A 13,649-nucleotide genomic window follows, 5' to 3' on the forward strand; every position below is an offset into this window, starting at 1 on the left:
CCTATGACTCTCGACGACGCGACGTTCGACGTGCGCGACATCCCGTTCAGCCGCCGTGGATCTTGGCTCGATCTGTCGCCGGTGATCGGCCTGCACCGCCGCGTGGACGACATCCATCTCGTCACGCACCAGACGGGCATGCACGCCGTGCTGGCCCTCGTTCCCGAGGTGGGTGGCGAGCGAGCCGACACCGTGTGGCACGCCGAACCCGCCCGTCTCACGTGGACGACTGCCGAGGGCGGACGTATTGATGCCGTGTTCGAGCGGCCGAGCGTGCTGCGGTTGCGCGGCCGTGGGCTGGCGCTACGCATTGCGGATGCCGCGAGCGAGCTCACCCCCTTCACGGGCACGTACCTTTACCGCGACCCGATGGACGGAGCGAGCGTCTTCACGTCGTACGAGACCGGTCGTCGATATCGGGTGACCTCGCTGTCCGGTCATGCGCAGACGGTGGGGGCGGAACGGACGGGGGGCGGCGAGCGTCATGTGCTCCTCGACGGCGATGCGTGGGAGGTCGTCGTCGAGGAGTACGAGACGGCGAGGCCGTCCTATCGCTCCGAGGCGGCCTTCGACGAGATCGTGTCCACCGTGGATGCCGACTTCAGCGCCTACGTCGACGCCATCGCGCCGTGGCGGGGTGCCCAGGCGCCGGCGGCGACCCGCGCCGCCTACGTTCTCTGGTCGGCGACGGTTCCGCCGGGCGGGTTCTTGCGTCGCGAGAGCGTCTTCATGTCGAAGCACTGGATGGACAAGGTGTGGAGCTGGGACCATTGCTTCAACGCGCTGGCGCTCGCCGCGCTGCCGCAGGTCGCTCTCGACCAGTTCCTGACGCCGTTCGACCATCAGGATCCGTCCGGTGCGCTGCCCGACTCGGTCACCCATTCGGAGGTGCTCTACAACTATGTGAAACCTCCGATCCATGGCTGGGCGCTCGCCCGGCTTCGCGAGCGCCTGACCGATCCGCTTTCGGTCGATGTGCTCGAGGACATCTACGATCGGCTCGTCGCGTGGACACGGTTCTGGCTGGACGCGCGTCGTCCGGAGGGCGCCGACCTTCCGCACTATCAGCACGGCAATGACAGCGGCTGGGACAACGCGACGATGTTCGATGCCGATCGCGTCGTCATCGCTCCCGATCTGGCGGCGTTCCTCGTGCTGCAGCTGGACGAGCTCGCGCGCCTCGCCGCCGAGCTCGGCCGGCCGGATGCCGAGACGTGGCGTACCGAGGCCCAGCGGGTGCAGCGGGCGCTGATGTCGCAGCTGCACGACGGTCAGGGCTTCTTCGCCATCGCGCCCCTCAGCGGTCGCCGCAGCTCGACGACCAGTCTGCTGGTGAACATGCCCATCGTCCTGGGTGACCTGCTCACGGCGGCCGATACCTCTCGCGTCGCCGCGGCCATCCGCCACCACCTCACCGGGTGGGGGCTGGCGACCGAGCCCTTGGACTCGCCGCACTATGAATCAGACGGCTACTGGCGGGGGCCGATCTGGGCCCCGTCGACGCTGCTCATCGAAGACGGTCTGCGCCGGGCGGGTGCGATCGCCCTCGCCGACGAGATCAGCGCGAGCTTTCGCCGGCTGTGCGAGACGTCGGGTTTCGCGGAGAACTTCGACGCCGTCACGGGCGAAGGATTGCGCGACCGGGCATACACCTGGACGGCGAGCGTGTATCTGATTCTCGCGCGAGACGCCGCGTTGCGCGCGCACGCGACGGGCTCATAGCAACTCCCGGTCGACGCGTCCAGTCCCCTCGGCCGACACCATCACGAAACCCGCTGCGACGTAGGCTGAACTCGTCACGGGATGGTCTCGTCACGGTTCGATCGTGTGGCAGCGAGTGTCACCGACCAGGGAGTCGCACATGCAGGCATGGCCCGGATCCGCCTACCCACTGGGTGCGACCTTCGACGGTAGCGGCACGAACTTCGCCCTCTTCAGCGAAGGCGCGGAACGCGTCGAGCTCTGCCTTTTCGGTGACCGCGGGCGCGAGACCCGCATCGAGCTGCGCGACGTCGACGCCTTCGTCTGGCACGTCTATCTGCCGACGGTTCAGCCCGGCCAGCGCTACGGGTACCGCGTGTACGGTCCGAGCGATCCGGCGAACGGGCAGCGCTTCAACCCGAACAAGCTCCTCCTCGACCCGTATGCGAAGGCTGTCGAGGGTCAGGTGCAGTGGGGCCAGGCGGTATTCGGCTACAACTTCGGTGACGCCGAGTCGCGCAACGACGATGACTCGGCGCACGCGATGATGAAGGGCGTCGTGGTCAACCCCTTCTTCGATTGGGCGGGTGACCGGCTCCCCAAGACTCCGTATGCCGAGACCGTCATCTACGAAGCTCATGTCAAGGGTCTGACCGAGCTGCACCCCGACATCCCCGAGGAGATTCGCGGCACCTACAGTGCCATCGCCCACCCGGCGATCATCGAGCACCTCAAACACATCGGTGTGACGGCGATCGAGCTCATGCCGGTGCACCAGTTCGTGAACGACTCGACGCTCCAGGACAAGGGCCTCAGCAACTACTGGGGATACAACACCATCGCCTTCCTCGCACCGCAGAACACCTACGCATCGACCGGCCAGCGCGGTCAGCAGGTGCAGGAGTTCAAGAGCATGGTGAAGGCACTGCACGCCGCCGGCATCGAGGTCATCCTCGACGTCGTCTACAACCACACCGCCGAGGGCAACCACATGGGCCCGACCCTGTCGATGCGTGGCATCGACAACGAGGCGTACTACCGGCTCGAACCCGACGACAAGCGGTATTACACCGACTACACCGGCACCGGCAACAGCATGAACGTCGGCAACCCGCACACCCTGCAGCTGATCATGGACTCGCTGCGCTACTGGGTGCTCGAGATGCACGTCGACGGTTTCCGCTTCGATCTCGCGGCCACTCTCGCCCGCGAGTTCTACGAGGTGGACCGTCTCGCGGCCTTCTTCGAAATCGTGCAGCAGGATCCCGTAATTTCGCAGGTCAAGCTCATCGCCGAGCCGTGGGACATCGGTCCCGGCGGCTACCAGGTGGGCAATTTCCCGCCGCAGTGGACGGAATGGAACGGAAAGTACCGCGACACCGTCCGAGACCTGTGGCGGGGTGAGCCTGCGACGCTCGCCGAGTTCGCGTCGCGGTTGACGGGTTCAGCCGATCTGTACGAGAACTCGGGCCGCAGGCCCGTGGCATCCATCAACTTCGTCACCGCCCATGACGGCTTCACTCTGCGCGACCTCGTCTCGTACAACGAGAAGCACAACGAGGCCAACGGCGAAGACAACAACGACGGCGAATCGCACAACCGGTCGTGGAACTGCGGTGTCGAGGGCCCGAGCGACGACCAGGGCGTGTTGACGCTGCGCGCGCGCCAGCAGCGCAACTTCCTCGCGACGCTTCTGCTCAGTCAGGGCGTGCCGATGATCTCCCACGGTGACGAGTTGGGGCGCACCCAGGGCGGCAACAACAACGGGTACGCGCAAGACAACGAGATCACGTGGATCGACTGGAGTCATGTCGACCAGCCGTTGGTCGAGTTCACCGCCGCCCTCGCTCGATTGCGTCGCGAGCATCCGACGTTCCGGCGCAGCCGATTCTTCGACGGGCGTCCGGTGCGCCGCGAAGAGGGATCGCCGCTGCCCGACATTGCGTGGCTGCGACCCGACGGCACCGAGATGCAGCCCGAGGACTGGGAGTCGGGCTTCGGTCGCGCCGTCGGCGTCTTCCTCAACGGTGCCGGCATCCGCGAGCGCGATCGCCGCGGCGAGCAGATCGAAGACCGCCACTTCTTCATCCTCTTCAACGCGGGGGACGAATCGCTGTCGTTCACGATTCCTCGGGCGGAGTTCAGCCCGCAGTGGGAGATCGTGGTCGACACGACCGGGCAGCTCACCGACACGCGTCCGCGGGACGGCGGCGAGGCGCTCGAGGTCGCCGGTCGCTCGCTCATCGTGCTGCGCGACTACGTCGAGGAGAAGCCCGACGTCGACCACTCGGTCGCTGCGTCGCTGGCCGCGCTGACGGTGCCGATCGACATCGTCCGCTCTCCGGCACCGCAGTCCGAGCTGCCGCACTGATCATGGCCGACGCGAGCACGCCGCGCCCCGTCTCGACCTATCGTCTGCAGGTGCGGGCGTCGTTCGACCTGGATGCCGCCGCGGCGACGACCGACTACCTCCGCGCGCTGGGGGTGGACTGGGCGTATCTGTCGCCCATCCTGCAGGCGGCCGAGGGGTCGGATCACGGGTACGACGTCGTCGACCCGACCCGGGTCGATCGCGATCGGGGCGGCCCCGAAGGCTTGGCGCGCTTCGTCGCGGCGGCGCGGCAGGCGGGGCTCGGAATCATCATCGACATCGTGCCGAACCATCAGGGTGTGTCCGTACCGGCCGACAACCCGTGGTGGTGGGACGTGCTCACTCACGGCCGTGCGTCCACGCACGCCGAAGCGTTCGACATCGATTGGGAGCACGGCGGCGGACGCGTCGTCCTCCCCGTGTTGGGGGCCGCTCTCGACGAGGTGCTCGACGACGCGCAGATCCACGTGGCGCCCCCGGCATCCGACGACGACGGATTCGGCACGGCGACGTACGGCGACCTCGTACTGCCCCTGGCTGCCGGCACCGCGCCGCAACACGCGACCACCGATCGCAGCGCCGTCCGCGATGTGCTCGAGCGGCAGCATTGGCGGCTGACGTCGTGGCGGCGCGACGCGGAAGAGCTCAACTACCGACGCTTCTTCACGGTGACCTCGCTCGCCGGTGTGCGCGTGGAGCTGCCCGAGGTGTTCGACGCGTCACACGTCGAGATCCTGCGGTGGGTGCGCGAGGGGCTGATTGACGGTCTGCGTATCGACCACCCCGATGGGCTCTCCGACCCGGGCGGCTACCTCGATGCCCTGGCGGGCGCGGTGGACGGGGCGCGCAACGCCGCGTCGAAACGTCCCTTCCCCGTCTACGTCGAGAAGATCCTCGAGCCGGGCGAGGAGCTGCCCTCGTGGTGGGCGACCGAGGGCACCACGGGCTACGACGCGCTCGGCGAGATCGACCGCGTGCTGGTCGACCCGGCAGGCGAGGCTGCATTGACGTCCCTCGACGGACGGCTGCGCGGCGAATCGCTGACGTGGCAGGAGATGACCGCCGCGACCAAACGCGACATCGCCGACACGTCGCAGGCCGCCGAAATCGGCCGACTGGTGCGCTGCCTGCCGTCGGCCGTGCGGTCCGCCCTCGGCGACGACCGCGCGCGCGACGCGTTCGCCGCTCTGCTCGCCGCGTTCCCCGTCTACCGCGCGTATCTTCCGGCCGGTCGCGAACTGCTGGCGGATGCGGTGGCCACGGCATCCGCCGCGCGACCCGACCTCGCTGACACGCTCACCGAGCTGGCGGAGCTCATCGCCGACGCCGAATCCGAGTTGTCGCACCGGTTCATGCAGACCACCGGCCCGGTTATGGCCAAGGGGGTCGAAGACCGGGCGTTCTACCGGTACAGCCGGCTCACCTCGCTCACCGAGGTCGGCGGAGACCCGTCGCAGTTCGCGCTGCCCGTCGAAGCGCTGCACCGCGCCTTCGCCGCGCGCCAGGCGTCGTGGCCGCACGCGCTGACGGCGTTGACGACGCACGACACGAAACGGTCCGAAGACGTGCGGGCGCGATTCTCGGTGCTCGCGGAGATGCCCGACCGCTGGGCGGAGGCGCTCGGTGACCTGCGGGCGATCGCATCGACCGGCGACGGTCCCCTCGACAACCTTCTGTGGCAGGCCGTCGTCGGCGCGTGGTCCGACGACGCCGCGCTGCGCGATCGTCTGCACGCGTACGCCGAGAAGGCAGCGCGTGAAGGTGCGGTCGGCACCACGTGGACTGCCCCGGACGAGGCTTTTGAAGCGCGGGTCCACGGACTGATCGACGCGGCGTTCGGTGCCGCGCGATCGATCGTGGCCGATCTCGTCGACACGATCACCCCGGCGGGGCGGTCGAACTCGCTGGCCGCGAAGGTGCTCCAGCTCGCCGGGCCGGGCGTTCCGGACGTGTATCAGGGCACCGAGCTGTGGGATCTCTCGCTCGTCGATCCGGACAACCGCCGTGCCGTCGACTTCGGCCTTCGGCGGACGCTGCTGGCGCGCCTCGACGGCGGGTGGATGCCCCCGATCGACGACTCCGGGGCCGCGAAACTGCTCGTCGTCTCGCGCACCCTGCGAATGCGTCGCGACCGTCCTGAGCTCTTCACGCGCTATGCCGCCCTGCCGGTGGTAGGTGCGGCCTGCGCTCACGCGGTCGCGTTCGATCGGGGTGGTGCGATCGTGGTGGCCACTCGGCTTCCGCTCGGACTCGAGGCGCGCGGGGGTTGGGCGGGCACTGCGGTGATGCTGCCCGCGGGCCGCTGGCGCGACGAGTTCACCGGCCGCGAGATCGACGGCGGTATCGCGTCGCTGGGGGAGCTGCTGGCCGACCTGCCGGTGGCGCTGCTGACGCACGTCTGACTGATCTTCTCGCGGTGGGCTTTGTTCCCGCCGGATCGGTTTCTTACGTTTCGTGACGTGCGCTTACGTCACGTGACCGTCGAGTGGTGAGCGCCGTCCACGGCGTGGTGGGGTGGACCATCCCGCACACCGCAGCGTCGTCCGGCGCACCCCAGGAGACCACCATGTCCCGTTTCACCCGCACCGCCCTCGCGGCGGCATCCACCGTCGCCGTGGTCGCCCTGCTCGCCGGCTGCGCGTCCGGCGCCGCGACCCCGGCGGCCTCCGACGGCGGTCAGCCCGCCTCCGGCGGCACTCTGACCTATCTCGAACCGCAGACCTGGACCACGCTGTACCCGCCGTCTGCGGGCTTCTACCCCAACGGCGGCATCGTGAACAACGTCACCGATCGCCTGCTGTACCAGAACCCGGAGACCCTCGCGCTCGAGCCGTGGATCGCGACGGATTACAAGGTCAATGAGGATGCCACGGAGTACACCTTCGACCTGCGCACCGACGTCACCTACTCCGACGGCACCCCCCTGACGGCGGCGAACGTCGTGAAGAACATCGACCTCTACGGCAAGGGCGACAAGGCCCGCGCCCTGTCGGTGTCGGAGGCGATCAACAACTACGACCACGGCGAGGTCACCGGCGACCACACGGTCGTTTTCCATTTCACCGCCCCCTCGCCCGGCTTCGCACAGGCCGTCTCGACGATCAACTCGGGCCTGCTGTCGGACGCGACCCTCGATCGCACCAGCGAGCAGTTCGGTCCGGGCAACGCGACGAAGATCATCGGCAGCGGTCCGTTCGTCATCTCCGACGAGCAGATCGGCACGCAGACCAGCGTCACCGCGCGCAAGGACTACAACTGGGCGCCGCCGTCGCTGCAGCACCAGGGTGCGGCCTACCTCGCCGGCGTGAACTACGTCGTCGCCGCGGAGAACAGCGTGCGCGTCGGCACGGTCGTGGCCGGTCAAGCCGACATCGCCCGCGGCATCCCCGCGCCCGACGAGGCGCAGTTCGCGGCATCCGGGCTGTCGCTGCACGCCGCGGCCACCAACGGCGTCAACAACGGTTTGAGCTTCCGCTTCCGCGAGCCGCGTCTGGCCGATGTGCGCGTGCGCCAGGCGATCATCGCCGGCATCGACCGTCAGAAGATCGTCGACACCCTCTTCACCAAGAACTACCCGCTGGCCACCGGTGCGCTCGCCAAGACCGCCCTCGGCTACGTCGACACCTCGTCGTACTACGCGTACGACCCCACGAAGGCAGCCGCGCTGCTGGACGCCGCCGGCTGGACCCTCGGTTCCGACGGCGTGCGGACGAAGGACGGCGAGAAGCTCACGCTCGCGTTCAACGAGGCCCTGCCGCAGCCGCGGTCGAAGGAGGTCGTGACCCTCATCCAGGAGCAGCTGGGCAAGCTCGGCATCCAGGTGTCGCTGTTCGCCGGCGACATGGCCGCGCAGACGAAGGCCTCGAACGACCAGGCAACGATCCAGGTGTACCACTCGATGGTCGGGCGTGCGGACTTCGACGTCCTCAAGTCGCAGTACTTCTCCAAGAACCGCAACACGCTGCTCAACCTGAACTCGGCCGACGGCAGCGTCGGTGACCCGCAGCTCGACACGCTGCTGCAGGCCATCGCCTCGGAGCCGACGACGCCGCAGCGTCAGGCGGCGTCGGCGGCGGCGCAGACCTACCTCGCCGAGAACGCGTACATCCTCCCGATCTTCGAGGAGCCCCAGGTCTTCGGCCTCACCGCCAAGGTCCATGGGTTCGGAACCGAGTCGGTCGGACGTCCGTCGTTCTACTCGACCTGGCTCGCGGGCTGATCCCCGCAGCTGCGGAGACCTCATGTCGTACGTCCTTCGTCGTGTGGGCCAGGCGGTTCTCGTCCTCGCTCTGGCCTACACGGCGGCCTATCTGCTGCTCGCGGCCCTGCCGGGCGATGCGGTCATCGCCCGGTACGGCAGCCCCGAGCTCGGCCTCACGCCCGACCAGATCGAGGCGATCCGTCAGTCGCTGGGGGCCGACCAGCCGCTCATCGTGCAGTACGTCCGCTCGATCGCGGGCTTTCTCACGGGAGACTTCGGCTACTCGGTCGCCAGCGGCGCGTCGGTCTCCGCACTGATCGCGACCGCACTGCCGCCGACTCTCACCCTGGCGGTGCTGGGCCTGGTGCTCGCGGTCTTTCTCGCTGTGACGATCGCCTTCACCGCGACCTATGGTGCCGGTGGGGTGCTGCGCCGCGTGTTCCGCGGCATCCCGCCCCTCTTCGTCTCGCTGCCGGTGTTCTGGATCGGCATCATCCTCATCCAGATCTTCTCCTTCCGGTTGGGACTGGTGCCCGTCATCGGCGCCAACCCCGTGCAGGCGCTGATCCTCCCGGTCATCGCCCTCGCCATCCCGATCGCGGCGCCTCTCTCGCAGGTGCTCATGCGGTCGATCGACGAGGTGCGCGAGCAGCCGTTCGTCGCCGTGGTGCGTGCCCGCGGCGCCAGCACGTCGTGGCTGCTGTGGCGAGGCGTCGCGCGCAATGCCCTGCTGCCCACCTTGACGATGGCGGGGTTGCTTTTCGGCGAGCTCGTCGGGGGAGCGGTCGTCACCGAGACGGTGTTCGCGCGCGCCGGAATCGGCCAGCTCACCGCTCAGGCCGTCGCCAATCGCGACACCCCGGTGCTGCTCGCGGTGGTGGTGATCTCGACGGTCGCCTTCGTCATCATCAACCTCATCGTCGACCTGCTGTACCCCGTTCTCGATGCGCGCCTGCGGTCTCCGCGTCGCTCCCGCGGCGCTCGGCAGCCGTCGACGGTGGATGCCGCCGAGCGCGCCGTCGATGAACTCGTGGATGCCGAGGTCGGCGTCGTCGCCGCCGCACCCGCTCACGGATCAGGAGAAGGCCGATGACCGCTCTCGCCCCCACGGCGGGCCTGACCGCAGAACCGACGTCCGGACGCGCCACCGATCCGACGCCCGACCGTCGCATCCGCTGGCGTGCTGTCCTCTCGCGCGCCGGGTTCCTCATTCCTGCCGTCGTGATCGTGGTCGCCCTGCTGTGGGCCCTGTTTCCCGGTCTGTTCACGTCGCAGAGCCCCACCGAGACGGCCGCGCTTGCGCTGCAGGCGCCGAGCGCCGAGCACTGGTTCGGCACCGACGCCACCGGCCGCGACCTCTACGCCCGCGTCGTCTACGGGGCGTCGCAGTCGATCGTCGGGGCACTCGTCGCCGTCGCGGTGGGGCTGGTCGTCGGCACCGCCGTCGGGCTGGCCGCCGGCGCGCTGGGCGGCGCGGTCGACGAGGTGCTCATGCGGGTCGTCGACGTGCTCCTCGCCATTCCGGCGCTGCTGCTCTCGCTCAGCGTCGTGGTGCTGCTCGGCTTCGGCACCACCAGCGCCGCTATCGCGGTCGGTGTCACCTCGATCGCCGTCTTCGCGCGGCTCGCGCGTTCGCGCGTGGTCAGCGTCCGCGTCACCGATTTCGTCGAGGCGGCGTACGGCTCGGGCGGCACGTTCTTCGGCGTGCTGTGGCGCCATATCCTCCCCAACTCGCTCACGCCGGTCATCGCGCTCGCCGCGCTGCAGTTCGGCTCCGCCATCCTGCAGATCTCGACCCTCGGCTTCCTGGGCTACGGCGCGCCGCCGCCCACGCCCGAGTGGGGACTGCTCATCGCCGAAGGACGCAACTACGTCGCGACGGCCTGGTGGCTCACGGTGCTGCCCGGTCTGATCGTCGTCGTCGTCGTGCTCGCGACAAATCGCCTGAGCCAGGCGCTCCGAGGAGGGGATGCCGCATGATCGCGCAACCGTTGCTGTCCATCCGCGACCTCGCGGTGCAGTACCGCACGCGCCGCGGCATCGTCGACGCTGTCCGCGGCGTCTCGTTCGACGTCGAGGCGGGATCGGTCACCGCCCTCGTCGGCGAGTCGGGCTCGGGCAAGACCACGGTCGCCCAGTCGGTGATCGGCCTGCTCGCCGCCAACGGCCAGGTGTCGGCGGGCAGCGTCCACCTCTCCGAACGCACCGACGGACTCACCGATCTCGTCGGGCTCTCGGAGCGGCGCTGGCGGCACCTGCGCGGGCGCTGCATCGCGCTCATCCCGCAAGATCCGGGCAACTCGCTCAACCCGGTCGCCACGATCGGCTGGAGCGTGGGCGAGGCCCTCCGCATCCACGGGTGGAGGGACGGCGCCAAGATCCGGGCGCGCGTCATCGACCTGCTCGAACGGGTGGGCATCGACGATCCCGAAACCCGGGCGCCGCAATATCCGCATGAGCTGTCGGGCGGCATGCGTCAGCGCGTGCTGATCGCCGCCGCCCTGGCGATGCAGCCCGAGCTGATCATCGCCGACGAGCCGACCAGCGCACTCGACGTCACGGTGCAGCGGACCGTGCTGGACCTCCTCGACGAGCTGCGAGCCGAGACGGGCACCGGCATCCTGTTCATCACGCACGACCTCGCTGTCGCCGCCGACCGCTCCGACACCCTCGTCGTGATGCGCGCCGGTCAAGTGCAGGAAGCGGGCCCCACCGCCGAGGTGCTGGCCGCGCCGTCGTCTGCGTACACACGCACCCTCCTGGCCGATGCGCCGTCGCTGGCGCGGGTGGTCGACCGCGTGACTCCGGATGCCGCGGCCGGCGACACCCCGAGCGAGCGCACGCTCGTCGAGGTCGTCGGTCTCGCACAGGAGTTCCGTCGTGCGGGTCGATCGCCGCTGGTCGCCGTCGACGACGTCTCGTTCACCGTCGCCCGCGGCACGACCCACGCCCTCGTCGGCGAGTCGGGGTCGGGCAAGACCACGACGGGACGCTCGATCGCCGGCTTCAACCGCCCCACCCGGGGGTCGATCCGTGTCGGCGACACGGAGGTCACCGCTCTGGCCGGCGGACGCGCCCGACGCGCCTTCCACCGTCGTACGCAGCTCGTCTATCAGAATCCGTATGCGTCGCTCGATCCGCGCCAGAGCATCGCCGACATCCTCACCGAACCTCTGCGCAACTTCGGCATCGGCTCGCGGGCCGAGCGGGCCGATCGGGTCGCGCATCACCTCGAGCTGGTCGCCCTCGCCCCCGACATCGCCACGCGGTATCCTCGCGAGCTGTCGGGCGGGCAGCGACAGCGTGTCGCGATCGCCCGGGCGCTGATCGTCGAACCCGAGCTGGTGGTCTTGGACGAGGCCGTCTCGGCGCTGGACGTGACCGTGCAAGCGCAGATCCTGCGGCTGCTCGCGCGCCTGCAGTCCGACCTCGGGCTCACCTACGTGTTCATCTCGCACGACCTCGCCGTGGTCCGTCAGATCGCCGATACGGTCTCGGTACTGCGCCGCGGTCAGCAGGTGGAGCAGGGAGCTGCGGCCGCCGTCTTCGCCGATCCGCGGCACCCGTACACCCGCGAACTGCTCGCCGCGATTCCGGGTGCCTCGCTTCGCGAACAGATCGCCGCGCCGCATTCCCTCCCGCCCGTCACCGTCCAGGAAGAGGTCTCCGTATGAGCGGCCCCCGTCTCGGTTTCTTCAGTCGTGTGCTCGAAGACGCCTCCCCTGCCGACCGCTATCGGTTCGCGATCGAGCAGATCGCAGAGGCCGAGCGGAGCGGATTCGCCTCGGCGTGGCTGGCGCAGCACCACTTCGGCGAGCACGAAGGGGGCTTGCCGTCGCCGTTCGTGCTCCTGGCCGCCGCCGCCGAGCGTACGGAGCGCATCGCTCTGGCGACCGGAGTGATCACGCTGCCGCTCGACGATCCGCTGCGGGTGGCAGAGGATGCGACGGTGCTCGATCAGATCAGCGGTGGGCGCGTGCAGCTGGGGCTCGCCACCGGCGGTACCCCGTCGTCGTTCGCCGCGTTCGGTCGCGAGTCCGACCGGCGCCGCGAGATCTTCGCCGACCACTTCGATGTGCTCCTCGACGCCCTCGAGGGGCGTGGCATCCGCGGCACCGCGTCGCGCATCTACCCGACCTCGGGCACGCTGGCCGAGCGCATCTGGCAGGCGACGTTCTCGGCCGACGGCGGACGCCGCGCGGGTGAACGCGGCGACGGACTGCTGCTCTCACGCACCCAGCCGCGCACGCCAGATGCTCCCGATGCCCCGCTGCACGAGCTGCAGCTGCCGATCATCGAGGCGTACCGCGCCGCATTGCCGGAGGGTGCGCCCGTGCGCGTGCTGGCCTCGCGGACGGCTCTCGTCGTCGACCCGGAGAACCGCACCCGAGCCTTCGAGCTCGCCGGGGATGGACTGCGTCACCTGGCGCGCACGATGTTCGGCATCGACACCGACGATGTCTCGCTCGACGAGCTGGTACGCATCACCGACACCCATGTCGGCACGGTCGACGAGGTGGTCGCCTCGCTCGCAGCCGATGAGACGCTGCCGGCAGCGAGCGACGTCTCGTTCCAGGTGCATTCGATCGCCGCGACCCACGAGCTCACACTGCGCTCGCTGCAGTTGCTCGCGTCCGAGGTCGCCCCGCGACTCGGGTTGTCCATCGGACCGGATGCTGCCGCCGACCTCCACGGCGCGCACCGGCCGCTCGCCGTCGCCCCCACCTCCTCGGAAGGACTCGCATGAGCACCCCCACCGCCGACATCATCGACCTGCTCGCCGGGATCGCACCCGGAGACGTCCTCGCCGCCGTCCGTGACCAGCGGGCCCAGGCCCGGGAGAATGCACAACGCAGCTTCGAAGCTCTGCTCGAACCGGCAGAGCCAGGCACGTTCGCACTGTCGGAGCGCTACGCCGTCGCCTCGTTCGTCTCACAGCTGCACGGCTTCGCCGAAGCGACGGCGTTCTACGGCGACCTCCTCGGCGACGAGGCGCCCGCGCTGACCGTCGTCGTAGCGGATGCCGCGACCGCCGCAGCTGCGACCGGACCGTTCGGCGCGTATCGCGAGCCGGACCTGCGGGGCGAGGCGACCGACGGCGTGCGCTGGGCTCCCGATGCCGCGACCGCAGCAGCTCTGGGCCCGCGGCTGTCTGCCGCGTTCACGCACACGCATCTGCTCGTGTTCCGACCGCGCGAGGCGCGCGCGCAGGCGCTGCAGGCGCTCGTGGATGCCGGGTGGAGCGCCGACGACATCGTCTCGCTGTCGCAGCTCGTCGCGTTCCTGAGCTTCCAGCTGCGCGTGGCCTGGGGGCTGCGCCTACTGGCCGCGGCATCCGCCCCGCTCGCGCCCGCCACCGTCTCCGAAGGAGCCTGA

General features: G+C 69.4%; 9 protein-coding genes. All 9 read left to right on the plus strand.

Annotation, left to right across the window (positions count from 1 at the left end):
- Positions 1–3: 3 nt before the first annotated feature.
- The 9 genes from ITJ43_RS04210 (at position 4) to ITJ43_RS04250 (ending at position 13,649) form a co-directional block, all read left to right on the plus strand.
- Positions 4–1,722 (plus strand): amylo-alpha-1,6-glucosidase, encoded by a 1,719-nt coding sequence (locus ITJ43_RS04210; RefSeq protein ID WP_194582588.1) that lies wholly within the window; start codon positions 4–6, stop codon positions 1,720–1,722.
- Positions 1,723–1,861: 139 nt separating this feature from the next.
- Positions 1,862–4,072 (plus strand): glycogen debranching protein GlgX, encoded by a 2,211-nt coding sequence (gene glgX / locus ITJ43_RS04215; RefSeq protein WP_194582590.1) that lies wholly within the window; start codon positions 1,862–1,864, stop codon positions 4,070–4,072.
- A gap of 2 nt (positions 4,073–4,074) precedes the next feature.
- Entirely contained in the window at positions 4,075–6,474 is a 2,400-nt protein-coding gene (gene treY, locus ITJ43_RS04220; RefSeq protein ID WP_194582592.1) for a malto-oligosyltrehalose synthase, read from the plus strand.
- Positions 6,475–6,638: 164 nt separating this feature from the next.
- Positions 6,639–8,291, plus strand: coding sequence for a TIGR04028 family ABC transporter substrate-binding protein (locus tag ITJ43_RS04225; RefSeq protein WP_194583164.1), 1,653 nt, complete (start codon positions 6,639–6,641; stop codon positions 8,289–8,291).
- 22 nt (positions 8,292–8,313) lie between these two features.
- Entirely contained in the window at positions 8,314–9,366 is a 1,053-nt protein-coding gene (locus ITJ43_RS04230; protein ID WP_194582594.1) for an ABC transporter permease, read from the plus strand.
- Positions 9,363–10,253: an ABC transporter permease gene (locus ITJ43_RS04235; RefSeq protein ID WP_194582596.1), complete on the plus strand. Its 891-nt coding sequence runs from the start codon at positions 9,363–9,365 to the stop codon at positions 10,251–10,253. Before ITJ43_RS04230 ends, ITJ43_RS04235 begins: the two co-directional genes overlap by 4 nt.
- The gene (locus tag ITJ43_RS04240) at positions 10,250–11,947 is read left to right on the plus strand and encodes a dipeptide ABC transporter ATP-binding protein (RefSeq protein WP_194582597.1); all 1,698 of its coding nucleotides are present in this window, start codon (positions 10,250–10,252) and stop codon (positions 11,945–11,947) included. Before ITJ43_RS04235 ends, ITJ43_RS04240 begins: the two co-directional genes overlap by 4 nt.
- A complete protein-coding gene (locus ITJ43_RS04245) occupies positions 11,944–13,020 on the plus strand; it encodes a putative FMN-dependent luciferase-like monooxygenase (RefSeq protein ID WP_194582598.1) in 1,077 nt (358 codons plus the stop codon). The genes ITJ43_RS04240 and ITJ43_RS04245 overlap by 4 nt, the downstream gene beginning before the upstream one ends.
- On the plus strand, positions 13,017–13,649 hold the full coding sequence (locus ITJ43_RS04250) for a CMD domain protein (protein WP_194582599.1): 633 nt from the start codon (positions 13,017–13,019) through the stop codon (positions 13,647–13,649). Before ITJ43_RS04245 ends, ITJ43_RS04250 begins: the two co-directional genes overlap by 4 nt.

This window comes from Microbacterium sp. VKM Ac-2870, assembly GCF_015350795.1.
Lineage (GTDB): Bacteria > Actinomycetota > Actinomycetes > Actinomycetales > Microbacteriaceae > Microbacterium.